This is a genomic window from Roseateles asaccharophilus, from assembly GCF_004362405.1.
GTDB lineage: Bacteria > Pseudomonadota > Gammaproteobacteria > Burkholderiales > Burkholderiaceae_C > Kinneretia > Kinneretia asaccharophila.
Genome location: NZ_SNXE01000004.1, coordinates 13,201 through 37,868, shown reverse-complemented (window position 1 = coordinate 37,868; position 24,668 = coordinate 13,201). Strand labels below are relative to the sequence as shown.

At 66.3% G+C, this 24,668-nt stretch carries 21 protein-coding genes and 4 tRNA genes; all 25 read right to left on the bottom strand.

Features of this window, described 5'->3' with window-relative positions; all coding sequences use genetic code 11:
- Nucleotides 1-4: 4 nt before the first annotated feature.
- A tRNA-Ala gene (locus tag DFR39_RS10240) sits at nt 5-80 on the bottom strand.
- Between the two features lie 87 nt (nt 81-167).
- A tRNA-Asp gene (locus DFR39_RS10235) sits at nt 168-244 on the bottom strand.
- A gap of 120 nt (nt 245-364) precedes the next feature.
- A tRNA-Glu gene (locus tag DFR39_RS10230) sits at nt 365-440 on the bottom strand.
- Nucleotides 441-489: 49 nt separating this feature from the next.
- Nucleotides 490-565: transfer RNA gene (locus DFR39_RS10225), tRNA-Ala, on the bottom strand.
- A gap of 49 nt (nt 566-614) precedes the next feature.
- Nucleotides 615-2,018, bottom strand: a complete 1,404-nt coding sequence (gene gltX / locus DFR39_RS10220; RefSeq protein ID WP_133603478.1) for a glutamate--tRNA ligase — start codon at nt 2,016-2,018, stop codon at nt 615-617.
- 25 nt (nt 2,019-2,043) lie between these two features.
- Nucleotides 2,044-3,291: an O-succinylhomoserine sulfhydrylase gene (locus DFR39_RS10215; RefSeq protein ID WP_133603477.1), complete on the bottom strand. Its 1,248-nt coding sequence runs from the start codon at nt 3,289-3,291 to the stop codon at nt 2,044-2,046.
- Nucleotides 3,288-4,799, bottom strand: coding sequence for an amidophosphoribosyltransferase (gene purF / locus DFR39_RS10210; RefSeq protein WP_133603476.1), 1,512 nt, complete (start codon nt 4,797-4,799; stop codon nt 3,288-3,290). The genes DFR39_RS10215 and purF overlap by 4 nt, the downstream gene beginning before the upstream one ends.
- A gap of 46 nt (nt 4,800-4,845) precedes the next feature.
- Complete coding sequence (locus DFR39_RS10205) at nt 4,846-5,334, bottom strand: CvpA family protein (protein ID WP_162849485.1); 489 nt, start codon at nt 5,332-5,334, stop codon at nt 4,846-4,848.
- Nucleotides 5,335-5,344: 10 nt separating this feature from the next.
- Complete coding sequence (locus DFR39_RS10200; protein ID WP_133603474.1) at nt 5,345-6,175, bottom strand: SPOR domain-containing protein; 831 nt, start codon at nt 6,173-6,175, stop codon at nt 5,345-5,347.
- A gap of 30 nt (nt 6,176-6,205) precedes the next feature.
- A complete protein-coding gene (gene folC, locus DFR39_RS10195) occupies nt 6,206-7,567 on the bottom strand; it encodes a bifunctional tetrahydrofolate synthase/dihydrofolate synthase (protein WP_133603473.1) in 1,362 nt (453 codons plus the stop codon).
- 60 nt (nt 7,568-7,627) lie between these two features.
- On the bottom strand, nt 7,628-8,500 hold the full coding sequence (gene accD, locus DFR39_RS10190) for an acetyl-CoA carboxylase, carboxyltransferase subunit beta (RefSeq protein WP_133603472.1): 873 nt from the start codon (nt 8,498-8,500) through the stop codon (nt 7,628-7,630).
- Between the two features lie 23 nt (nt 8,501-8,523).
- A complete protein-coding gene (gene trpA, locus DFR39_RS10185; RefSeq protein WP_133603471.1) occupies nt 8,524-9,333 on the bottom strand; it encodes a tryptophan synthase subunit alpha in 810 nt (269 codons plus the stop codon).
- On the bottom strand, nt 9,330-10,592 hold the full coding sequence (gene trpB, locus DFR39_RS10180) for a tryptophan synthase subunit beta (protein ID WP_133603470.1): 1,263 nt from the start codon (nt 10,590-10,592) through the stop codon (nt 9,330-9,332). The genes trpA and trpB overlap by 4 nt, the downstream gene beginning before the upstream one ends.
- 15 nt (nt 10,593-10,607) lie before the next feature.
- Nucleotides 10,608-11,258: a phosphoribosylanthranilate isomerase gene (locus tag DFR39_RS10175; RefSeq protein ID WP_133603469.1), complete on the bottom strand. Its 651-nt coding sequence runs from the start codon at nt 11,256-11,258 to the stop codon at nt 10,608-10,610.
- A 4-nt stretch (nt 11,259-11,262) separates the two neighbouring features.
- A complete protein-coding gene (gene truA, locus DFR39_RS10170) occupies nt 11,263-12,102 on the bottom strand; it encodes a tRNA pseudouridine(38-40) synthase TruA (RefSeq protein WP_133603468.1) in 840 nt (279 codons plus the stop codon).
- Nucleotides 12,103-12,131: 29 nt separating this feature from the next.
- Nucleotides 12,132-14,819, bottom strand: a complete 2,688-nt coding sequence (locus tag DFR39_RS10165) for a FimV/HubP family polar landmark protein (protein WP_133603467.1) — start codon at nt 14,817-14,819, stop codon at nt 12,132-12,134.
- A 285-nt stretch (nt 14,820-15,104) separates the two neighbouring features.
- Complete coding sequence (gene asd / locus DFR39_RS10160; RefSeq protein WP_133603466.1) at nt 15,105-16,235, bottom strand: aspartate-semialdehyde dehydrogenase; 1,131 nt, start codon at nt 16,233-16,235, stop codon at nt 15,105-15,107.
- 112 nt (nt 16,236-16,347) lie between these two features.
- The gene (gene leuB, locus DFR39_RS10155) at nt 16,348-17,439 is read right to left on the bottom strand and encodes a 3-isopropylmalate dehydrogenase (RefSeq protein ID WP_133603465.1); all 1,092 of its coding nucleotides are present in this window, start codon (nt 17,437-17,439) and stop codon (nt 16,348-16,350) included.
- Nucleotides 17,440-17,443: 4 nt separating this feature from the next.
- On the bottom strand, nt 17,444-18,094 hold the full coding sequence (leuD, locus tag DFR39_RS10150; RefSeq protein WP_133603464.1) for a 3-isopropylmalate dehydratase small subunit: 651 nt from the start codon (nt 18,092-18,094) through the stop codon (nt 17,444-17,446).
- Nucleotides 18,095-18,111: 17 nt separating this feature from the next.
- On the bottom strand, nt 18,112-19,554 hold the full coding sequence (gene leuC / locus DFR39_RS10145; RefSeq protein ID WP_133603463.1) for a 3-isopropylmalate dehydratase large subunit: 1,443 nt from the start codon (nt 19,552-19,554) through the stop codon (nt 18,112-18,114).
- A gap of 7 nt (nt 19,555-19,561) precedes the next feature.
- Entirely contained in the window at nt 19,562-20,491 is a 930-nt protein-coding gene (locus tag DFR39_RS10140) for a LysR family transcriptional regulator (protein ID WP_133603462.1), read from the bottom strand.
- Nucleotides 20,492-20,528: 37 nt separating this feature from the next.
- A complete protein-coding gene (locus DFR39_RS10135; RefSeq protein WP_133603461.1) occupies nt 20,529-21,554 on the bottom strand; it encodes a Bug family tripartite tricarboxylate transporter substrate binding protein in 1,026 nt (341 codons plus the stop codon).
- A gap of 132 nt (nt 21,555-21,686) precedes the next feature.
- On the bottom strand, nt 21,687-22,154 hold the full coding sequence (locus tag DFR39_RS10130) for a VOC family protein (protein WP_133603460.1): 468 nt from the start codon (nt 22,152-22,154) through the stop codon (nt 21,687-21,689).
- Nucleotides 22,154-24,199 (bottom strand): acetyl-CoA carboxylase biotin carboxylase subunit, encoded by a 2,046-nt coding sequence (locus DFR39_RS10125; RefSeq protein WP_133603459.1) that lies wholly within the window; start codon nt 24,197-24,199, stop codon nt 22,154-22,156. The genes DFR39_RS10130 and DFR39_RS10125 overlap by 1 nt, the downstream gene beginning before the upstream one ends.
- 48 nt (nt 24,200-24,247) lie before the next feature.
- A complete protein-coding gene (locus DFR39_RS10120) occupies nt 24,248-24,646 on the bottom strand; it encodes a hypothetical protein (protein WP_133603458.1) in 399 nt (132 codons plus the stop codon).
- Between the last annotated feature and the right edge of the window lie 22 nt (nt 24,647-24,668).

Here is a 24,668-nt window from a genome sequence, read left to right as displayed (position 1 = left end):
AATTTGGTGGAGGTAAGCGGGATCGAACCGCTGACCTCTTGCATGCCATGCAAGCGCTCTCCCAGCTGAGCTATACCCCCGTATCGGGTAACGCGCTGTCCAAGCGTATTTCTATCTTACCCTAAATACAAACGGCCAACTGAATGGCCGTTTGCATCTGCAAACCTTGGCGGAGTGGACGGGGCTCGAACCCGCGACCCCCGGCGTGACAGGCCGGTATTCTAACCAACTGAACTACCACTCCGCAGTGGAATAATTTTCACAATCTAGACAGATTATATATCAATAATCCAACCAGCTTGCCAAGCTTATCAAACTTGCCATCCTCACCAACCGACGCCAACATTCAGCGCCTTGCCGGATTTGGTACCTCGTAGGGGATTCGAACCCCTGTAGCCACCGTGAAAGGGTGGTGTCCTAGGCCTCTAGACGAACGAGGCAAAAGCCTTTTTACTTGAACCGCGCGCCACTCAAACCTTCTAGAAGGTTTGGTGGAGGTAAGCGGGATCGAACCGCTGACCTCTTGCATGCCATGCAAGCGCTCTCCCAGCTGAGCTATACCCCCTGAAGTGGTAACACGCCGTTCAAGCGAGAAAAAGATTATAGAACGTTTTTCAGATGCTGCGCAAGCGTTCGATGAGCATGTTCTTGTCAAACAGTTCCAGCACCGCATCGACGGAAGGCGTTTGGGCTCGGCCGCAGGCCAGAACGCGCACGGGAATCGCAAGTTGCGGCATCTTCAGACCATGGGCGGCAATCACGTCCTTGATGGCGGCCTGAATGGCGACCTTGTTCCACTCCACCGTCGCGAACTTGTCCGCCAGCGCCCCAATGGCCGGCTTTACCGCCTCGGTGACATGAGTCGACAGGTCTTCGGCGCTGGGGTTCACCGGCGCGAAATACATGGCCAGCCAGTCGGCCAGAGCCACGGTGGTGGCGCAACGGTCCTTGAACAGCGTGCACATCGGCGTCAAGCGCTCGACCGAGGCTTCAATGCCGCGCTTGGCCAGCTGCCCCTGGACCAGGGCGGCCAGACGGGCGTCATCGGCCTGCTTGATGTACTGGCTGTTCACCCACTCCAGCTTGGCCGGGTCCCACTGCGCGGGGCTCTTGGAGAGGTGGCTGCCATCGAACCAGCTCACCATCTGCTCGCGCGAGAACAGCTCGTCGTCACCATGGCTCCAGCCCAGGCGGGCCAGGTAGTTCAGCATGCCCTCGGGCAGATAACCATCGTCCTCATAGGCGGTGACGCTGACGGCACCGCGGCGCTTGGACAGCTTGAGCCCGTCGTCGCCCAGAATGATAGGCAGGTGGCCGAAGGCCGGCAGCTCTGCGCCTAGGGCGCGGAAGATGTTGATCTGCCAGGGCGTGTTGTTGATGTGCTCGTCGCCGCGGAACACATGGGTGATGCCCATGTCCCAGTCGTCCACCACCACGGCGAAGTTGTAGGTCGGCACACCGTCCGGTCGCAGGATGATCAGATCGTCGATCTCGCGGTTGTTGATGGTGATCGTGCCCTTGACCAGATCGTCCCAGCTCACATCGCCATCCACCGGATTCTTGAAGCGCACCACGGGCTTCACGCCCTCGGGCACCGGCGGCAGCACCTTGCCTGGCTCGGGGCGCCAGGTGCCGTCATAGCGGCGCTTCTCACCACGCGCGTCCTGGGCGGCCTTCATGGTCTCCAGCTCCTCGGGAGAGCAGTAGCAGCGATAGGCGGTGCCGGCGGCGATCATCTGATCGATCACGGCTTGATAGCGATCCAGGCGCTGCATCTGGTAGATGGGGCCCTCGTCGTACTCCAGGCCCAGCCACTTCATGGCGGCCAGGATCTGTTCCACTGAGTCCTGGGTGGAGCGGGCCACATCGGTGTCCTCGATGCGCAGCACGAACTGGCCGCCGTGGTGGCGGGCATAGGCCCAGGAGTAGAGGGCGGTACGCGCCGTGCCCAGGTGCAGAAAGCCGGTGGGCGAAGGGGCGATGCGTGTGCGGACGGGCTTCTTGCTGAGGTCGTTCATGCGGAAAGCTTTGTTTCGAGGTTCTTCAGGTATTCAGTGTGCTCAGGCCGCGCAACAGATCGTCCTGGATGTCAGCCACATGCTCCAGGCCCACGGACAGGCGAATCAGGCCCTGCTGGATGCCGGCTGCCTGGCGCTGCGCCTCGCTGAGGCGGCCATGCGAGGTGGTGGCCGGATGGGTGATGATGGACTTGGTGTCGCCCAGATTGGTGGCGATGCTCAGCACTCGGGTGCTGTCGATCACATGGTAGGCGCGGGCCCGGGCCTGCTCGGGCGAATCGCCCTTGAGTTCGAAGGACAGCACCGCCCCACCCTGCCCCGACTGCTGGCGCATGGCCAGCTCATGCTGGGCATGCGAGGGCAAGCCGGGATAGTAGACACGCGCCACTTCCGGCCGCGCCTCAAGCCAGCGTGCCACGGCCAGGGCCTGCTCGCTCTGGGCCTTGAGGCGCAGGCTGAGCGTCTCCAGGCCCTTGAGCAGCACCCAGGCATTGAAGGGCGAGAGCACCATGCCGGCGGTGCGGATCACGGGGGCGAAGACATCGCGGATCAGGTGATTCGGACCGCACAGCGCGCCGCCCATAACCCGGCCCTGGCCGTCCATGAACTTGGTGGCGGAGTGCATCACCAGATCGGCGCCCAGCGCGGCCGGGCGCTGCAAGGCCGGGCTGGCATAGGTGTTGTCCACCACCAGCAGGGCACCCGCGGCATGAGCCATCTCGGCCAGGGCCGCGATATCGCAGACCTCGGTCAGAGGGTTGGTGGGCGTCTCAGCGAAAAAGAGCTTGGTGCTCGGGCGCAAGGCGGCGCGCCACTCATCCAGATCGGTCTGGGAGACAAAGCTGGTCTCCACGCCGAACTTGCCGAACTCCTTGGCAAAGAGATTGATGGTCGAGCCGAACACCGAGCGTGAGCAGACCACATGGTCGCCCGCCTTGAGCAGGCCCATGCACATCAGCAGGATGGCGCCCATGCCACTGCCGGTGGCCACGGCGTTCTCCGTGCCCTCCATCGCCGCCAGACGCGCCTCCAGGCTGCGAACCGTGGGGTTGCTGGTGCGGCCGTAGGTGAAGTCTTCGGAGTTGGCAAAGCGCTGGGCCGAGACTTCGGCGCTGGGCTGGATGAAGCTGGTGCTCAGGAAGAGGCCTTCCGAGTTCTCGCCATGCTGGCTGGGGGCCAGGGCGGTGCGCACCGCCAGGGTCTCGGGCCGCAGGCCGTCGGGCAGCGTCGCCCGGGCGATGCGACGCGCTTCGTCGCTCTTGAACTCGCTCATGGCTCTTGTCCGCTTTGCAGGGCCAGGCGGGTACGGGCCGGGCCGTCCTCTTCCTCAGCCTGGCTCTGACGCTGCTCGCGCATGGTGGCAAAGTCCTCGGCCGAGACATCGCCGGTGATGTAGTTGCCGTCAAAGCAGGAGGCTTCGAAACCACTCAAGCCGGGCTTGAGCGCAGCCACCACGCGCTTCATCGCGTCCACATCCTGGTAGATCAGGGCATCGGCCCCGATGTACTGGCGCACCTCCTCGATGCTGCGGCCATGCGCGATCAGCTCTTCCTTGGTGGGCATGTCGATGCCGTAGACATTGGGGAAGCGCACCGGCGGCGCGGCCGAGGCCAGATAGACCTTGTTGGCGCCAGCCTCGCGGGCCATCTGCACGATTTCCTTCGACGTGGTGCCGCGCACGATGGAGTCATCCACCAGCAGCACATTGCGGCCCTTGAACTCCAGGCCGATGGCGTTGAGCTTCTGGCGCACCGACTTCTTGCGCGCGCCCTGCCCCGGCATGATGAAGGTGCGGCCCACATAACGGTTCTTCACAAAGCCCTCGCGGTAGGGCTTGCCGATCTTGTGCGCCAGCTGCATGGCCGAGGGACGGCTGGACTCGGGGATGGGGATCACCACATCGATATCGCTGGGCGGCATGGTGGAGATCAGGCGCTGGGCCAGGGTCTCGCCCATGTTCAGGCGCGCCTGGTAGACCGAGATGCCGTCCATCACCGAGTCCGGGCGGGCCAGGTAGACAAACTCGAACATGCAGGGGTTGAGCATCGGATTTTCCGCGCACTGCTGAGTGTGAACCCGGCCCTGGGTGTCGATGAAGAGGGCCTCGCCCGGCGCCACGTCCCGGGTCAGCTTGTGACCGGTGCCTTCAAGCGCCACACTCTCGCTGGCCACCATGAACTCGCCATCGGCCGACTGGCCAAAGCACAGGGGCCGGATGCCGTGGGGATCGCGGAAGGCCAGCAGGCCGTGGCCGGCGATCAGGGCGATCACGGCATAGGAGCCCTTGATGCGCTTATGCACCGCGCTCACCGCCTTGAACACAGCCTCGGGCGTGAGCGGCAGATCGCGCGCCACGCGCTCCAGCTCATGCGCCACCACATTGATCAGCACCTCGGTATCGCTCTCGGTGTTGATGTGGCGGCGGTCGATGTCGAACAGCTCCTTCTTCAGCGCGTGCGCATTGGTGAGATTGCCGTTGTGCACCAGCACCAGGCCAAAGGGCGCGTTCACATAGAAAGGCTGGGCCTCTTCCTCGTTATAGGCATTGCCGGCGGTCGGGTAACGTACCTGACCCAGGCCCACGGTGCCGGGCAGCGCGCGCATATTGCGGGTGCGGAACACATCACGCACCATGCCGCGCGCCTTGTGCATGAAGCACTTATTGCCCTGCATCGTGACGATGCCGGCCGCGTCCTGGCCGCGGTGCTGCAGCAGCAGGAGCGCGTCGTAAATCAGCTGATTGACCGGCGCCTGGGAGATCACACCGACGATGCCACACATGGGACTGCTTCCTTGTCTTACGAAGATGAGGGCCCGAGCTTGTGGCTCAGGCCGGGATGAACTTCACCAGCTCGGCCGGCAAAACCGGGGCCAGGCCGTGCAGGGTGGCGTGCAGCAGGGGTGCCAGCTGGGACGCACGCCAGGGATCGGATTGGGAGGCGGGCGTCATGCTTACCAGCACCACGGCCAGCAAGGCGATCAGCACGCCACGCAACACACCAAAGCCGCCGCCCAGCAGCCGGTCGGCGATGGACAGCGGCGTGGCGTGAACCAAGGCCCGCAACAACTTCGCGCTCAGGCCCCAGACGATAAGAACAGCCAGAAAGCCCAGCACCAGACTCAGCGCCTGCAGCAGGGCCGGCCCCAGACGCTCGGCCGGCAGCCAGGGCGCGATCCAGGGTGCCACATGCGGGCAGGCGAAATAGGCCACCACCCAGCCCAGGATGGCCATCAGCTCGTAGATCAGGCCGCGCCACAGTCCCAGCAATACCGATAGGGCCAGTACCGCCAGCAGGACCAGATCGACCCAGGCCATCGCCATGTCCTCAGAGACTGAGAACCGCCGTGGACAGGCCACCGCTGCGAAGCTTGGCGGCGACCTTGTCTGCTTCTTCCCGACTCGGGAAGGGGCCAACGCGCACGCGGATGCGCTGGCCTTCTGCGGTATCCACGGCCTGCGTGTAAGTCTTGATGCCTTGACGCTCCACCTTCATGCGCGCTTCCTGGGCGGCCTTGCTGTCGGCATAAGCACCCACCTGCACGATGTAGCGCCCCGGCGCAGCCTCGGGCTTCTTGCCCTCGAGCAGGGCCTGCACCCGGGCGGCTTCCTTGCTGCCCGAGGCATCACGGCTCTCGTTGGTGGCCTTGCTCGCTGCGGGCTGCGCGGCCACCTCCTTGCGCGGCTCTGGCTTGGGCTCGGGCTTGGCCACGAGCTTGGGCTCCACCTTGGTCTCGGCCTTGGGCTGAGGCTTGGCCTCGGACGCGGCCTGGGCCGAGATGCGCGGCAGGATCTCCTCGCGAGCCTGAGCCTGCGCGGGCTTGGCTTCAGCCACAGGCTCCTGAATCACCAAGGGCGGCGCCGCTGGGCGAGTCGCCGGCTGTACCTCCGGCGCCGGCACAGGGGCGGCCGGGATGGGCAGCGGCGCAGCACCTTCCTTGCGCGGAATGTCGATGGGCAAGTCCACCGGAATCGGTCGCGGCTGGGTTTCAAACACCAGGGGAAAACCAATCACGCCCAAGCCGACCAGCACGGCAGCGCCGATCAGGCGGCGCCGGGCGCGCACACGCAGCTGCTGCACATCGCTGGCGGACTCGGACACCGGCTTGGCCGCGGGCGCGGCCGTGTTGCGTTTGAAGAGGGACGACAGCAAACCCATGGACTCTCGTGGTGGAAGGCCGTGGCTCGATCAGGGCGCGGCGGGAGGCTGGGCCGGTGCCGGGCTTGCTCCGCCGGCGCCTCCCAGGCGCGGCACGCCCTGCTTGAGCACGCCACCCACGGTGTAGAAGGAGCCGAAGACCAAAATTCTATCAGCGGGGTCTGCGGCGGCCACCGCCGCGGCCAGGGCCTGGGCGGGGTCGGCATGGCACTGGGTGCGCAGCTCGGCCGGGGTCTTCAGCGCGCCGCTGGCGCGCAGGCTCTCGAAGCGCTCGGCCAGTGCCGCGGCCGTGGCGGCGCGGGGCAGCGGCAGGTCGCAGAAATGCCAGCTGTCGATCAGCGGTGCGATGCGCGCCAGGATCTCGGCCAGGTCCTTGTCGGCCATGGCACCAAAGACCGCGTGGGTGCGCGGGAAGAAGCCCATCTGGTCCAGGTTCTGGGCCAGGGCCGCGATGGCATGCGGGTTGTGCGCCACATCCAGCACCAGCGCCGGCTGCCCAGGCACCACCTGGAAGCGGCCGGGCAGCTCCACCAGGGCCAGACCGGCACGCACCGCCTGGGCGCTGATGGGCAGGCGCTCATGCAGGGCCTCGAACACGGCCAGCACGCCAGCAGCGTTGAGCAGCTGGTTCACGCCGCGCAGCGAGGGATAGGCCAGACCGCTGAAGCGCTTGCTGCGGCCCACCCACTGCCACTGCTGGCGGTCGCCGCTGTAGCTGAAGTCGCGCCCGAGCTGGCGCAGGTCGGCGCCGATCTGGGCAGCGTAGGCGGCGATGGAAGCCGGTGCCATGGGATCGCTGCAGACCACCGGACGACCGGCACGCATGATGTGGGCCTTCTCACGCCCCACGGACTCGCGGTCCGGCCCCAGGAACTCGGTGTGATCCAGGTCGATGCTGGTGATCACGCTGCAGTCGGCGTCGATGCAGTTCACGGCATCCAGGCGTCCGCCCAGGCCCACCTCCAGGATCACCAGATCCAATGGCTCGGCCGCCAGGCGCGAGAGTATGGCCAGGGTGGTGAACTCGAAGTAGGTCAGGGCCAGGCCGCCCACAGCGGCACGCGCCTTCTCCACCGCCTCGAAATGCGGCAGCAGAGACTCCGCCGAGACCGGCGCCCCGCCCACGCGGCAGCGCTCCTGGAAGTGCACCAGATGCGGCTTGATGTACAGGCCTACCCGGTAGCCGGCCTGCAGGGCGATGGACTCCAGCATGGCGCAGGTGGAGCCCTTGCCATTGGTTCCAGCCACCATCACGACCGGCGTGTCCTCGAAGCGCAGGCCCATGATGTCGCGCAGGTGCTGCACCCGCGCCAGGGTCATGTCGATTTCCTTGGGATGCAGGCGCTCGCAGTGCGACAGCCATTGCTCGAGCGTGGTGGGCAACACGGTCATGAACTCCAAAACAAGAACGGCCAGGCTCCAGCCTGGCCGTGGTCAGCGGGACAGCAGGACTCAGGCTACCGCGTCGGCGCTCTGGCGCTGCAGCTTGGCCAGGGCACGGGCAATGGTCTCACGCAGCTGGCGGCGGTCCACGATCATGTCGACCGCGCCCTTCTCCATCAGGAACTCCGCACGCTGGAAGCCCGGGGGCAGCTTCTCGCGCACGGTGTTCTCGATCACGCGGGGGCCGGCAAAGCCGATCAGGGCCTTGGGCTCGGCCAGCACGATATCGCCCACAAAGGCGAATGAGGCCGAGACGCCGCCCATGGTCGGGTCGGTCAACACGCTCACATAGGGCAGCTTGGCCTTGGCCAGACGGGTCAGGGCCGCATTGCTCTTGGCCATCTGCATCAGGGACAGCAGGCCTTCCTGCATGCGCGCGCCGCCGGTGGCGGTGAAGCAGATGAAAGGCACCTTCTGCTCCAGCGCGGCCTCAACGCCGCGGGCAAAGCGCTCGCCCACCACGGAGCCCATGGAGCCGCCCATGAAGTCGAACTCGAAGCAGGCGGCCACCACGGGCACGCTCATCACCGCGCCACCCATCACCACCAGGGCATCGGTCTCGCCGGTGGATTCCAGGGCTTCCTTGAGCCGGTCCGGATACTTCTTGCTGTCCTTGAACTTCAGCGCGTCGACCGGGATCACCTCCTGGCCGATCTCGTAGCGCCCCTCACCGTCCAGGAAGGCGTTCAGGCGCGCACGCGCGCCGATGCGGTGGTGATGGCTGCACTTGGGGCAGACATTGACATTCTGCTCCAGATCGGTCTTGTAGAGCACCGTCTCGCAGGACGGGCACTTGATCCAGAGGCCCTCCGGCACCGTGCGGCGCTCGGCGGGGTCGTTCTGCTGCATCTTGGGCGGCAGGAGTTTCTCAAGCCAGCTCATGGAGGCTCCTTTATCGGGTTTCTTCAGGCGTCGAGTGCAGCGCGGATCTCGCGGATGAACTGGGCGCCCGTCGCGGCGACATTATCCCTGTTCTGGACCTCGAGCAGCTGGACCAGGCGCGAGCCGATCACCACCGCGTCCGAAACCTCGGCCACGGCACGGGCCGTGGCGCCGTCGCGGATGCCAAAGCCCACGCCCACGGGCGTGTTCACATGGCGGCGGATGCGCGGCACGGCCTCGGCCACGGCCGCGGTGTCCAGATGGCCGGCGCCGGTCACGCCCTTGAGCGAAACGTAGTAGACATAGCCGCTGGCCAGGGCGCCGATGCGCGCCATGCGCTCCTCGCTGGAGGTGGGTGCGAGCAGGAAGATGGGATCCAGCCCCTGGCTCTTGAGCGCGGCGGCAAAGGCCTCGCACTCTTCCGGCGGGTAGTCCACGATCAGCACACCGTCCACGCCTGCGGCCTTGGCATCGGCCACGAAACGTTCCATGCCATAGCGCTCCACCGGATTGGCATAGCCCATCAGCACCACCGGGGTGCTGGTGTTGCCCTGGCGGAAGGCGCGCACATAGCCCAGCACCTGCTTCATGCCAATGCCGGCCTTGAGCGCGCGCTCACCGGCGCGCTGGATCACGGGGCCGTCGGCCATGGGGTCCGAGAAGGGCACGCCCAGCTCGATCACATCGGCCCCGGCCTCGGCCATGGCCTGCATCAGCTCGACCGTGGCCTCCGGGTGCGGATCACCGGCGGTGACAAAGGGAATCAGGGCCTTGCGCTCTTGTTCCTTCAGCGCGGCGAAGGTCGCGGCGATGCGTCCAGTGACGGGGCTCATTGGGCACCTCCCTTCACCAGACCCTTGACCTCGTGACCGGCCTGCGAGGGCTGGTCGTAGACCTTGGCACCGGAGAGATCGGCCACGGTGCCAATGTCCTTGTCGCCGCGGCCGGAGAGATTGACCAGCAGCACCTGGTCGGGCCGCAGGTTGGGTGCGAGCTTGATCGCATGGGCCACGGCGTGGCTGGATTCCAGCGCCGGAATGATGCCCTCGGTGCGGCACAGGCGGTGGAAGGCCGCCAGCGCCTCCTGGTCGGTCACGCCCACATACTCGGCGCGGCCGATGTCCTTCAGATAGGCGTGCTCGGGGCCGACGCCGGGATAGTCCAGACCGGCCGAGATCGAGTGAGTCTCGATGATCTGGCCGTCATCGTCCTGCAGCAGATAGGTGCGGTTGCCATGCAGCACGCCGGGCGTGCCGGCACTCAGGGTGGCGGCATGCTTGCCGCTGTCCACGCCCTGCCCCGCTGCCTCCACGCCGATCAGGCGCACGTTCTCATACGGGATGTAGGGGTAGAAGATGCCGATGGCGTTCGACCCGCCGCCCACACAGGCGAGCACGGCATCGGGCTGGCGTCCCACCATCTCGGGCATCTGCGTCAGGCACTCGTCGCCGATGATGCGCTGGAAGTCGCGCACCATGGCCGGATAGGGGTGCGGGCCGGCCACCGTGCCGATGATGTAGAAGGTGGACTCGATGTTGGTGACCCAGTCGCGCATGGCCTCGTTGAGCGCGTCCTTCAAGGTCTTGGAGCCCGATTCCACCGGCACCACGGTGGCGCCCAGCAGCTTCATGCGGTAGACATTGGGGCTCTGGCGCTTGACGTCCTCGCTGCCCATATAGACCACGCATTCCATGCCGTAGCGCGCGCAGATGGTGGCCGTGGCCACGCCATGCTGGCCGGCACCGGTCTCGGCAATCACCCGCTTCTTGCCCATGCGCTTGGCAAGCAGGGCCTGGCCGATGGTGTTGTTGATCTTGTGCGCGCCGGTGTGGTTCAGGTCTTCACGCTTGAGGTAGATCTGGGCGCCGCCCAGTTCGCGGCTCAGGCGATCGGCGTGATAGATGGGGCTGGGGCGACCGACGAAATGCGCCAGCTCCTTGTTGAACTCGCGGATGAAATCCGGGTCCTTGCGGTAGTGCTCGTAGGCCTCGTTGAGCTCATCGAGCGCGTGGACCAGGGTCTCGGCCACGAAGCGGCCACCGTAGGGGCCGAAGTGCCCGCGGGCATCCGGCTGGTTGTAGGCAATCGTCATGAGGGGGAACTCTCTTCAGGTTTGGGGCGGTTCTGCCGCGATCTGGGCGTCGGCCTCACGGACGGCGGCGCAGAACTGCCGGATCAGGGCGGCGTCTTTCAGGCCCTTGGCCTGCTCGACGCCGGAACTCACATCAACGGCCCAGGGCCGTACCTGAAGCATCCCTTGGGCCACATTTCCGGCATGCAACCCACCAGACAAAACGACTGGAGAGGGCACGTTTCTTGGAATGAGTGACCAATCAAAAACCTTTCCGCCGCCGCCATAGCCCTCGACATGGGCATCGAGCAGCAGGGCTTGAGCGCTGGAGTATTGCTGGGCGAAGTCTAGCAAATCAAAGCCGGGCAGCATGCGTGCGGCCCGGATATAGGGGCGACCGGCGCGCAGGCAGTCCGCCGGGCTCTCGTCCCCGTGGAACTGCACCAGCATCTGCGGCAAGGCCTCCTGCGCCGCCTGCAGCAACTCGGCCGGGGCGTTCACGAACAGACCCACCGGCATCACAAAGGGCGGCAGCAGGCGCGCGAGCTCGGCCGCGCGGGCCGGACTCACATGGCGGGGGCTCTTCTCGTAGAAGACAAAGCCGATGGCATCGGCGCCGACCGCCACCGCGGCCTCCACATCGGCCTCACGGGTCAGGCCACAGATCTTGATACGGGTTCGGCTCATGGTCTCAGGGCAGCCAGTCCATGGCTGCCGTGCGTTCGGGGAGATTCAGCTCGGCATCGTAGTAAGGGCCGACGAAATAGAGGCCATCGGGGGCAAAGGTGGGCGCCGCTGCGTCGCGGTTGCGCGCCGCCAGCACCTCGATCAGCCAGTCCGGATGCCGGCTGCCCGTGCCCACGGCAATCAGGCAGCCCATCAGATTGCGCACCATATGGTGCAGAAAGGCCGAGGCATCGAACTCGAAGCGCCAGTAGGCGCCGCGCTTCGTGATCTCGATGCGCCGCAGCTGCTTGACCGGCGAAGCGGCCTGGCATTCCGAGGAGCGGAAGGACGAGAAATCATGCTCGCCCAGCAGATGTGGCACGGCGGCGCGCATGGCCTCGCCGTCCAGCGGCCGGAAGATCCAGCCCACCGAGCCGGTCTCGATGGCAGGCCGCACGGCGGACTCCAGCAGCAGATAGGCGTAGCGCCGACCGCGCGCATGGTTGCGCGCATGGAACTGCGCCCCCGGGAAGGCGCACCACTGGATGGCGATATCCGGCGGCAGGTAGCGGTTAGTGCCGCGCACCCAGGAGAAGGGCTCGCGCTCCACCGGGGCGTCGAAGTGCACCACCTGGTTGAGGCCATGCACGCCGGTGTCGGTGCGGCCGGCGCAGATGGTGCGGATGGGTTGGGCGGCGAACTGGCCCAGAGCCTTCTCCAGCGCGTCCTGCACCGTGCCGCCGCCGGGCTGGCTCTGCCAGCCCTTGTAGGCCTGTCCGCGATAGCTGACGCCCAGCGCCACCCTTGTGCTCAAGATCCGCTCCCGAAAAAGAAAAAGCGCCCGGCCAGGCCGGGCGCCTTGCATTGTGCCTGCTCGCGGCAGGCCACCACTGATCAGCGCAGCTCGTTGAGCATGGCCTGGGCCTTGTCGCGCAGCGGGCCGCTGGCCTTGGCCAGCAGTTCCTGCAGCACATCGCGCGCGCCCTCGGTATCGCCGATCTGGCGGAACTCATCGGCCAGTTCCAGCTGGCGCTGCAGGGGATCATCGCCCTCATCCAGCGTATCGAAGGCATGGGCCAGCGGATCCGTGGCCTGCGCCTGCTCTTCCTGCAAGAGGCTGTCGAACTCGGCATTCAGCCCTTCATCCATGGTGGCCGTGGCGGCAGGAATGGCTTCCGCGGGCTGAGCGCTGGCTCCCGGCAGATCCAGATCAAGCGAACCCAGATCGAAATCCAGGCTGTTGGCGTCGGAACTGCCAGCCGGCGCGCCGAAGGCATCAGCCCGCAGCCTGTCGGCCCGGGTTTCGACCTCGGGCAGCTGATCCAGCGCGTCCAGGTCAAAGCTGGGCATGGGCTCGGTCGCCGGAGCGGCCGGGGCACCGGCCACCGGGAGGCTGTCCAGATCAAAGTCCATGGTCATGGGCGACTGCTCAACAGATGCGGGCATGGCCTGGGTGGCTTGCATCGCTGTCGGCGACACGGGCGACGGACGCGCCAGATCAAGGTCCAGATCAAGATCCAGGCCAGGCGGCACCGAAGCGGCCTGAGCCGGCTCACTCATCAGATGCGCGCCACTGATGGTGCTGGCTTGCGCCGTCAGCGGCATGGTGCTTGCTGCCATGGGCTCCGGATGAATGGGGCGTCCATCCTCCTTCAAAGCCGGGGCGCCACCAGGCTGGTACAGCGGATTGTCCGGATCCACCTGGCGGCCGAGTTCCTGAGCCTTGGCCCAATCTTCCCCGGTGCCCTGCGTCTCGGCATAGAGCTGCACCGCAAGCTGCTCGAAGCCCTTGATGTCGCGGCGCTTGGCGTAGACCTCCAGCAGCTTGAGACGGATGGCCAAGCGCTCGGGGTTCGAGCGCAGCGCTTCCTTGAGAATCTCCTCGGCCTGCAGATCGCGACCGTACGCGAGATAGACATCCGCCTCGGCCACGGGGTCGACATCACCGATGGCATCAAGCTGGCTGAGCGAATAGCTCATGGACGAGGCCGCGGCACCGGCATCACGCGTGTCAACACGCTGACCGCCCGAGGCGCCAAAGAAGGAATCCGGCTGCAGTCGGCTTTCGTGGAAGCCGGTGTCCGCCTTGGGGCGCGCCAGGGACTTGCCACGCCAGCGCATGAAACCCAGCCCGCCCAGCAGGGCCAGCAAAGCCGCGCCCACGGGCAGCAGCAAGGGGCTGCTCAGCAGCTCGCCAAAGAAGCCCGGCTCGTCGGCCACCGGGGCCGGCGCGGGCGGCGCCATGGGTGCAGAAGCGGCGGGCTTGGCCTGTGCCGGCGCCGATGCGGGCGCGGAAGCCGGACCGGATGCGGCCATGACTGGCGCAGCCGAAGCGGCCAGGGGGGCCGAAGCTGCCGCAGGCATCGTCACTGGCGCAGCAATCGCCACGGATGCGGCCGCGGCGGGCGCCGCCGCAACGGGTGTAGCGGGCTTGGTCTGGCTGGAGAGCTTTTTGAGCTCTTCCACATTGCGGGTGAGCTCGGCCACGCGGGCCGCATCCGCCTTCTTCTCGCTCTCCTTGGAAAGCTTGGCCTCCGGTGCGGCCTCCGCCGGCTTGCCACCCTTGCTCAGGGTCAGCTTGTCGGGACTGACCGGCGCCGCGGGCTTGCGGTCTTCAACGGCGGCCTGCACCTGACCTTTGGCCTGACGCTGGTTGTCTTCCAGACGCTGCTCGGGCGCGGCACCGGCCAGGCGCTGGCGGTAGGCACTGAAGTCGGCACTCTGGGTCTGGATAACCTGGCGCGCCTCATCGGTGCTGATGCTGCCAAGCTTCTCGCTGCCGGGCACCTGGAGCACCACGCCGGCCTTGAGCCGGTTCATGTTCTCGCCCAGGAAGGCCTCGGGGTTGTTGCGATACAGGCCCACCAGCATCTGCTCGAGGGAAATGCCCGCGGGCTTGGTGCGGTTGGCCACGCGCGACAGGGTGTCGCCCGGGCGAACCTTGTACTCGCTGTCCGCGGTGGATGCGAGCGGTGCCGGTTTGGCGGCGGGCGCCTCGACGCGTTGCGGCACGGCCGCGGCAGGCCGTGGTGCCGGTGCCGGCGCAGGCGCAGCTGCCACGGACGCGGCCGATGGCGGAATCGGACTGCTGCTGGGCGGCCGGGGCGCTGGCACAGGGCGAGCCTCGGCCGGTGCGGCGGCCATGGCAGCCGACGTGCCATCGGTCGGCGCCGCGGGGCGAGCCAAGCTCGGCGGATCGAAAAGCAGGGTGTACTCGCGCACCAGGCGGCCGCTGGACCAGGTCAGCTCCAGGATCACATCGACGAATGGCTCCTGCACCGATCTGTCGCTGGACAGACGCAGGACCTGTCGACCGTCACCGCGGCGCGCCACTTGCACCTGCGTGCCGCTCAAGACGCTGTTGTACTCGACACCGGCGGATCGGTAGGAGTCCGGCGGCGCAATGCGGACCTTGAGCGTGCCGGCTTCCTCGGGGGTGATGGAGCTGATATCGATCTCGGCCTTCAGCGTCTCACCCAGCGCGGATTGCACCGTTAGACGCCCGAGACCCAGACTCCAGGCAGCCGTGCTGGCCAAACCCAGGGCGGCCACCGCCACATGGGTCAAGGCGAAACGGCCCATAGCGCTTCGATTAAATTTCAAGGCATCCCCCAAAGCAACAAGGCGGACACCCAAAAGCGTCCGCCTGTCTTGACGACTTTTTTTGTCTCGCCAACAGCGTTTTGCATGGCTGTTATCCCGACGTCTTGCGATATGAAATCACAACAGCGTCAAGCATATACGCTCATCTGCTCACGCAAAGGCTGAAATCAGCCGGGTAGACCCGGCTCATTCACCACCCGTTACAGCCATGTCGCTTGTGGGCAACGCCTCGGCCCGCCGGGGACGGGCCGGTGGCCGAAGTCCTCAGCGGTCCAGCAGGATGCGCAGCATGCGGCGCAGCGGCTCGGCCGCGCCCCACAGCAGCTGGTCACCGATGGTGAAGGCGCCGACATATTCCGGACCCATGGCCAGCTTGCGGATACGGCCGACCGGGATGGTCATGGTGCCGGTGACGGCCACCGGGGTCAGATCCTTGAGCGTGGCCTCACGGGTGTTGGGCACCACCTTCACCCACTCGTTGTCGGCCGCGATCATGGCCTCGATGTCGGCCACGGGCACATCCTTCTTCAGCTTGAAGGTCAGGGCCTGGCTGTGGCAGCGCATGGCGCCCACGCGCACGCAGAAGCCGTCCACGGGAATGGCGGGCGAACCGAAGCCCTCACCAATGCCCAGAATCTTGTTGGTCTCGGCCATGCCCTTCCACTCTTCCTTGGATTGGCCATTGCCCAGGTCCTTGTCGATCCAGGGAATCAGCGAGCCGCCCAGCGGCACACCGAAGTTGGCGGTTTCCTCGGCCGAGAGGCTGCGCTGCTTGGCGATGATCTTGCGGTCGATCTCCAGGATGGCGCTCTTGGGGTCGTCCAGCAGGGCCCGGACCTCGGCGTTGAGCGTGCCGTATTGCGTGAGCAGCTCGCGCATATGCTGGGCGCCACCGCCGCTGGCCGCCTGGTAGGTCTGGGTGCTCATCCACTCGACCAGACCGGCCTTGTAGAGCGCGCCCACGCCCATCAGCATGCAGGACACGGTGCAGTTGCCGCCCACCCAGTTCTTGCCGCCCTTGGCCAGGGCATCCTTGATGACCGGCAGATTGACAGGGTCCAGGATGATGACGGCGTCATCCTGCATGCGCAGGCTGGAGGCCGCGTCGATCCAGTGGCCGTTCCAACCGGCGGCACGCAGCTTGGGGAAGACCTCGTTGGTGTAGTCGCCACCCTGGGCCGTGATGATGATCTCGCAGCGCTTGAGCTGCTCGATATCAAAGGCGTTCTGCAGCTTGGTCTCGTTCTTGGCCTGCGCCGGGGCGGCGCCGCCCGCGTTCGAGGTGCTGAAGAACAGGGGCTCGATCAGATCGAAATCCCGCTCGGCAACCATGCGATCCATCAGCACGGAGCCGACCATGCCGCGCCAACCAACAAGTCCTACCAGTGTCGTCATCGTGATACCTCTATCGCCCTAACAGAAAGTGAGTTGAAAGAAACTCTTGTCTCTTCCCCCTCCGGCTCGCTTCGCCTTTGGGGGTGTAGGGGCGAGACGAACCGGAGCTGGACTAGCTCTTAATGGTTTTGGTGGTGGTGATGGCCTTGACGACCGCATCACCCATCTCGCGCGTGCCCACCTTCTGGGTGCCCTCACTCCAGATGTCCGCGGTACGCAGACCCTGGGCCAGCACGGACTGCACCGCCTGCTCAATACGAGCGGCGGCTTCGGGCTGGTTGAGGGAGAACTTGAGCATCATGGCAGCAGACAGGATTGTAGCCAGAGGATTGGCGATTCCCTTGCCCGCGATGTCCGGCGCGCTGCCGTGGCTGGGTTCGTACAGGCCCTTGTTGCTCTTGTCCAACGAGGCCGAGGGCAGCATGCCGATGGAGCCGGTGAGCATGGCCGCCTCGTCCGAGAGGATGTCGCCGAACATATTGCCGGTGACCACCACATCGAACTTCTTGGGCGCCTTGACCAGTTGCATGGCGGCGTTGTCCACATACATATGGTCCAGTTCCACGTCCGGATACTGGGCCGACACCTCGATCATCACGTCCTTCCAGAACTGGAAGGTCTCCAGCACATTGGCCTTGTCGACGCTGGTCACCTTCTTGTTGCGCTTGCGAGCGGCCTGGAAGGCCACATGGGCGATGCGCTCGATCTCCGGGCGCGAGTAGCGCATGGTGTCGAAGGCCTCTTCGGCACCTGGGAAATGCCCGTCCACCGCGGTGCGGCGGCCGCGCGGCTGGCCGAAATAGATGTCCCCGGTCAGCTCACGGATGATCAGGATGTCCAGGCCAGCGACCAGCTCGGGCTTGAGGCTGGAGGCATGGGTCAGCTGCTCATAGCAGATGGCCGGGCGGAAATTGGCAAACAGGCCCAGATGCTTGCGCAGACCCAGGATGGCCTGCTCGGGGCGCAGGGGGCGATCCAGCTTGTCGTACTTCCAGTCGCCCACGGCACCGAACAGGATGGCGTCGGCGTCCTTGGCCAGTTGCAGGGTGGATTCGGGCAGGGGGTGGCCGGCCGCCTCGTAGGCGGCGCCGCCCACGGGTGCGGTTTCCAGCGTCAGCGGCAGGTCCAGCACATTCAGGACCTTGACGGCCTCGGCCACGATTTCGGTGCCGATGCCATCACCGGGCAGAACTGCGATCTTCATCTTCTTATCCAATCAGGCGGTTGTTGAGCCAGGGCTTGCTGGCGATGCGCTCGGCCTCATAGGCCTTGATCTTGTCGGCATGGCGCAGGGTCAGGCCGATATCGTCAAAACCGTTGAGCAGGCAGTACTTGCGGAAGGGCTGGACCTCGAAGGCCAGCTCCGTGCCGTCCGGCTTGACCACCACCTGGCGCTCCAGATCCACGGTCAGCTGGTAGCCCGGGAAGGCATGCACCTCATCAAACAGCCGCGCCACCTGGGCCTCGGGCAGTTGAATAGGCAACACGCCGTTCTTGAAACAGTTGTTGAAGAAGATGTCGGCAAAGCTGGGCGCGATCAGGGCGCGAAAGCCGTACTGCTCCAGGGCCCAGGGGGCGTGCTCGCGGCTGGAGCCGCAGCCGAAGTTCTGGCGCGCGATCAGGATGGAGGCGCCGGCATAGCGCGGCTGGTTCAGCACGAAGTCCGGGTTGGGCTTGCGGCTGGCGGGATCCTGGCCGGGCTCGCCCGGATCCAGATAGCGCCATTCGTCGAACAGATTCGGCCCGAAGCCGCTGCGCTTGATGGACTTCAGGAACTGCTTGGGGATGATGGCGTCGGTGTCGACGTTCTCGCGGTCCATCGGGGCCACCAGGCCCTTGTGCACGGTGAACTTTTCCATGGTGTTCTCTTTCTCGCTCAGGCGATGCGGCGCACGTCAACAAAGTGACCTTGCATGGCAGCGGCGGCGGCCATGGCCGGGCTGACCAGATGGGTGCGGCCACCGGCGCCCTGGCGCCCTTCGAAATTGCGGTTGCTGGTGGAGGCACAGCGCTCGCCCGGCTCCAGGCGGTCGGCATTCATGGCCAGGCACATGGAGCAGCCGGGCTCGCGCCACTCGAAGCCCGCGGCCTTGAAGACCTGATCCAGGCCTTCGCGCTCGGCCTGTTCCTTCACCAGGCCCGAGCCCGGCACCACCAGGGCCAGCTTGACGTTGCTGGCAATGCGGCCGCCCAGGCGCTTGACGACGGCGGCGGCCTCGCGCATATCCTCGATGCGGCTGTTGGTGCAGGAGCCGATGAAGACCTTGTCGATGCGGATATCGGCCAGGGCCTTGTTGGGCTCCAGCGCCATGTACTGCAGCGCGCGCTCGATGGCACCGCGCTTGACGGCATCCTTTTCCTTGTCGGGATCGGGCACGCGGTCCTCGATGGACAGCACCATTTCCGGGCTGGTGCCCCAGGTGACCTGGGGCTTGATCTGGCTGGCGTCCAGTTCCACCACGGCGTCGAAGTGCGCGCCGGGATCGCTGTGCAGGGTGCGCCAGTAGGCCACGGCCTGCTCCCACTCCACGCCCCCCGCAAACTGGCCAGTTTGCGGATCCGTGCCTGGCGTGAAGGGGCGGCCCTTGACGTAGTTGATGGTGGTCTCGTCCACCGCCACCAGGCCGGCGCGGGCGCCCGCCTCGATGGCCATATTGCAGACCGTCATACGGCCTTCCATGCTCAGGGCACGGATGGCCGAGCCGCCGAATTCGATGGTGTAGCCGGTGCCGCCCGCGGTGCCGATCTTGCCGATGATGGCCAGCACGATGTCCTTGGCGCCCACGCCTGACATGACCTGGCCCTCGACCTTGATCAGCATGTTCTTGGCCTTCTTGGCCAGCAGGGTCTGGGTGGCCAGCACATGCTCCACCTCGGAGGTGCCGATGCCATGCGCCAGCGCGCCAAAGGCGCCGTGGGTGGATGTGTGGCTGTCGCCGCAGACGACAGTCATGCCCGGCAGGGTGGCGCCCTGCTCCGGGCCGATCACATGAACGATGCCCTGGCGCTTGTCGTTCATCTTGAACTGCGTGATGCCCACGCGGTCGCAGTTCTTGTCCAGGGTGTCCACCTGCAGCTTGGAAACGGGGTCGGCAATGCCCTGGCTGCGGTCGGTGGTGGGCACATTGTGGTCGCTCACCGCCAGATTGGCCGAGAGACGCCAGACCTTGCGGCCGGCCAGCTCCAGGCCTTCGAAGGCCTGCGGGCTGGTGACCTCATGCACCAGGTGGCGGTCGATATAGAGCGTGACCGTACCGTCGTCCTCGGTGTGGACCACATGCTCGTCCCAGAGCTTGTCGTAAAGCGTGCGTGCTGTCATGGCTGGCTTACCTCGTCGTCTTGATAGGGGCTGTCGGGGCTTTGGCCTCTTGATGGCCAGGGCACAGCGCGTCCACAAAGCGCTGCACCACGGTGGGCAGGCGCTCCTGGCGCGCCACTCCCAGAACATAGTCGCGCTGCGCCCAGTCGTCCGACAGGCGCAGCCGCTTCACCTCAAACACCTTGGCGAAGCGTTCGGCCGGCGCCTCGGGCAGCACGGCCACGCCCAGGCCCGCTTCCACCAGCTGGGCAATGGCGTCGAAGCCGCGCACCTGCAGGCGCGCGTTGAGCGTGCGGCCACGCGCCTGGGCCTGCTCGCGCATCAGCTCCTGGGCCGCGGCGCCCGCGTGCAGGCCGATCAGGTCGTAGTCCAGCAGGGCCTCGAAGCTGACCGTCTCCTGCCGCGCCAGCGCATGCGCGCGCGGCACCAGCACCGCCAGGCGGGCCGGGCGGTAGATCCAGGTCTGCAGGCGGTTGTCCAGCAGGGGCGCGGTGAACACCGCCACATCCGCCCTGCCCTCGGCCACCGCCGCCTGGGCCTCGGCGCTGGTCTGGTCTTCCAGGCTGATGCGGATCTGCGGATGGGCCTGGCTGAAGGCGGCCAGATCGGCCGGCAGGCATTCGGCAATGGAGCCGGCATTGGCCGCGATGCGCAGATGGCCCTTGATGCCGCGGGCGAACTCCATCACCTCACTCTCCAGCGCATGCAGGGAGGCATGCAGGGAGCGGATATGGCGCACCAGGGCGCGGCAGGCCTCGGTGGGCTCCACGCCGCGGGCGCGGCGCTCGAAGAGCTGCACGCCCAGACGGGCCTCCAGGTCCGAGACCCGCTTGGACGCCGCCGCCAGGGCCAGATGCTCGCGCTCGGCTCCGCGGGTGATGGAGCGGGTCTGCTCGATCGCCAGCACGAGGTTGAGCGTGGTCAGGTCCAGGCGCATGGGGACAGCCTCTGCTAGGGCTTGTGTGCTGAGCCGCTTACTCGGGCGTGATGCCGGCCGACTTGACGGCCTTGGCCCACTTCAGGGTTTCCTTGGCCGCAAACAGGCCCAGCTCGGCCGGACTGCTGGGCGTGAGCTCGAAACCGCCGGGGGCCAGCTTGGCTTGCACGGTCTTGTCGCTCAGTGCGGCACGCACCCACTGGTTCATCTTGGCCAGCACGGGCTCCGGTGTGCCGGCCGGCGCATACATGGCGAACCAGGCCGTCATCTCGAAGCCGGGCACGGCGCCGCGGTTCATGGGCGGCACGCCGGGCAGCATGGGGTGCTCCTTGGCCGAGGTCACGGCCAGGGCGCGCAGCTTGCCGGCCTTGACCTGGGGCGTGGCCGAGGCGAGATCGGCAAACACCAGCTGGATCTGGCCGCCCAGGGCGTCCGTCATGGCCGGCTGCACGCCCTTGTAAGGCACATGGATCATCTGCAACTTGTGCGCATTCACGAAGGCGTGGCCAGGAATCAGGCTGCCGCTGGAGCCCGAGCCCCAGGCAAGCTTGTCGGGATTGGCCTTGATATGGGCGGCCAGCTTCTCCGGCGTGTCGGCGGGCACGGCCGGGTGGGTCAGCATGACGAAGGGAATCTCGGCCAGGCGGCTGACGGGGGTGAAATCCTTGATCGGGTCGTAGGGCAGGCGGCGGTACAGCGAGGCATTGGCCGCATGCGTGGTGCTGGTCGCAATCAGGAAGCTGTAGCCATCGGCCGCGGCCTTGGCGGCATGGGCGGTGCCCAAGGTGCCATTGGCTCCGGGCTTGTTGTCCACCACGATGGCCTGGCCGGCGGCCTTGCTGACCTGCTCGGCCAGCACGCGCGCCATCTGGTCGGTAGCGCTGCCCGCAGGAAAGGGCACGATCCAGGTCAGGCTGCGCTGCGGCCAGCTGGAGGCCGCGCTCTTGTCGGCCGCCATCGCCGGCAGGGCCAGCGCCGCCACACCGAGCATCAGCACGGCACGCCGCAGCGAGCGGCCGGACGCTTGGGGAATGGTGGGGGAAGCGGCTTGATGAGCTTGCATGGCGTTCCTGGCTGAATGGCTAAGACCCGATGTCGGGCCTCCTACGATAGCCTTCGCCAGCCGCAGCAAACTACACAAGCAGCCAATCAAGACTTCGCAAAACGCGAAGTCTCTCAGAAACTGCTGCCGCTGTCAGCCGCCCAGTGCCGCCACCACCTCCGGCGGCGCCTGCACCAGCTCGATCAGCACGCCCTCCCCGCCTATCGGGAACTCCGCGCTGCTCTTGGGGTGGATGAAGCAGATGTCGTAGCCGGCCGCGCCCTTGCGGATGCCGCCGGGGGCGAAGCGCACGCCATGGGCGCTCATCCATTCCACGGCCTTGGGCAGATCGTCCACCCACAGGCCCACATGGTTGAGCGGCGTGGTGTGCACGGCCGGCTTCTTCTCAGGGTCCAGGGGTTGCATCAGGTCCACTTCCACCTTGTGTGGGCCCTGGCCGATGGCGCAGATGTCTTCGTCCACGTTCTCGCGCTCGGAGACGAAGTTGCCGGTGACCTCAAGGCCCAGCACATCCACCCAGAGCTTGCGCAAGGCGGCCTTGTCGGGCCCACCGATGGCGATCTGCTGGATGCCCAGGATCTTGTAGGGCTTGCTGTCCATCATTCGAACCTCAGAATGGCTTGATCCACGGACAGGCTCTCGCCCGTCTTGGCCAGCACCTCGGCCACTTTGACGTCCTGGCTGGCCGTGAGGATGTTTTCCATCTTCATGGCCTCGATCACCGCCAGGCGCTCGCCGGCCTGCACCAGCTGACCCGGCTGCACCGCGATCTGCACCAGCAGACCCGGCATGGGCGAGAGCAGCTGCTTGCTGGTGTCGGGCGGCGCCTTGTAGGGCATCAGGGCCTGCAGTTCGGCCGCGCGAGGCGACAGCACCGTGACCTCGATCGCACGACCGTTGTGCTGGATGCGATAGGCCAGCGGATTCCGCGGCGTGCCGCGCTCGGCCTGGGCCACGAAGTGCTGGCCATTGACCAAGCCCTCGATGCGGACATCGTTCAGGCGCGAAAGGCTGACGATGCGGTAGCTCTTCTCGCCCACGCGCACATGGGCCTCACCCAGATGACCCGTGAACTCGTCGATGTGCAGGGCATGACGGCGGCTCTGGCCACCGCCCTCGTTCACCACGGCCACATAGTCATGCTCGATGCGCACCTCATGGCCGGGCAGCTGGCCGCTGATACCGGCCTCGCGCTCGCGGGCCTTGCGGCGGATGAAGCCGGCCAGAGCCACCAGGAAGAGCGGGTCTTCGTGCGGCACATCCTCGGCGTGGAAGCCGCCCCCGTAGTGCAGGGCGATGAAGCCGGTGTTGAAGCGGCCGGCCTGGAAATCCGGGTGCGCCAGCAGCGCGGACTGGAAGGGGATGTTGCTGGAGATGCCGCGGATCACGAAACCATTGAGGGCCTCGCGCATCTTGGCGATGGCCTCGGCGCGATCCTGGCCATGCACGATGAGCTTGGCGATCATCGAGTCGTAGAACATGGGGATCTCGCCGCCCTCGTAGACGCCGGTGTCCACCCGCACGCCAAAGCGCTCGGGTGCGGCCTGCTCCATGCTGGTCTCGGGCGGCTGGTAGCGCACCAGGCGGCCGGTGGAGGGCAGGAAGTTGCGGAAGGGATCCTCCGCATTGATGCGGCACTCGATGGCCCAGCCCTCACGCTTGATGTCGGCCTGGCCGAACGACAGCGGCTCGCCCGCGGCCACACGGATCATCTGCTCCACCAGATCCAGCCCCGTGATGCACTCGGTGACCGGATGCTCCACCTGCAGCCGGGTGTTCATCTCCAGGAAATAGAAGCTCTGGTCCTTGCCGACCACGAACTCCACCGTGCCCGCGCTCTGGTACTTCACCGCCTTGGCCAGGGCCACGGCCTGCTCCCCCATGGCGCGGCGGGTGGCCTCGCTGATAAAGGGCGACGGCGCCTCCTCGATCACCTTCTGGTGGCGGCGCTGGATGGAGCACTCACGCTCCCAGAGATAAACCACATGGCCCTGGGCGTCGCCCAGCACCTGGATCTCGATATGGCGCGGCTCCTCGACGAACTTCTCCATGAAGACGCGGTCGTCGCCAAAGCTGTTGCGCGCCTCATTGCGGCAGGACGTGAAGCCCTCGAAGCATTCCTTGTCGTTGAAGGCCACACGCAGGCCCTTGCCGCCACCGCCGGCGCTGGCCTTGATCATGACCGGGTAACCGATACCCTGCGCGATCTGCACCGCCTCCTCGGGCGAGAGGATAGGCTCGTTGTGGCCGGGGATGGTGTTGACCTTGGCCTCGTTGGCCAGCTTCTTGGAGGCGATCTTGTCGCCCATGGCGGCGATGGAGTAGTGCTTGGGGCCGATGAAGACGATGCCCTCTTCCTCACAGCGCCGCGCAAAGTCCTCGTTCTCCGACAGAAAGCCATAGCCGGGGTGCAGGGCCTGGGCGCCGGTGGCCTTGCAGGCGGCAATGATCTTGTCGGCCACCAGATAGGACTCGCGGCTGGGTGCGGGGCCCAGCAGCACGGCCTCGTCCGCCAACTCCACATGGCGGGCATCCTTGTCCGCCTCGGAGTAGACCGCCACGGTCTTGATGCCCATCTTGCGGGCCGTCTTGATGACCCGGCAAGCAATTTCACCGCGGTTGGCAATCAGGATCTTGCTGAACATATCGTTCTCCATGCCGGCGACAAGCCAGCGAAACAGTCTTCTTGTCTCTCAGGGCCTGGGTTCGGGCAAACGCCCGCTCAGGCAACGCTCGGTCCACTCGGCCTGGCGAGCCCTCATCCATTCGGACTCGCGTCCACGCTGCGGGCCGGCACCCTGGTAGCCGAAACCCAGCATCAGCGGGGCACGACGCGCGTACTCGCTGCCATCGTCGAGCTGGCCGGCTCGTTGTAGATCGGCCCATGCGGCGGCACGGCTGAGTCCGTCTACACGGTAGAGCAGGATCACAGGGAGCTCGGCCAGATCGGCCGCGCAGCGCGCGGCCCGGGGCAGTGCCGAGCTGCCAAAGCGCTCGCTGACGCACTGCTCGAAACGCGCCAGCGGGGCCACCTCGCCAGCCGCCACCCCTGCGGCCTGGCTGGCCGCCGTATCCGGCAGAGCACTCGGCATGAGCGCCTCCGTGCAGGCTTGC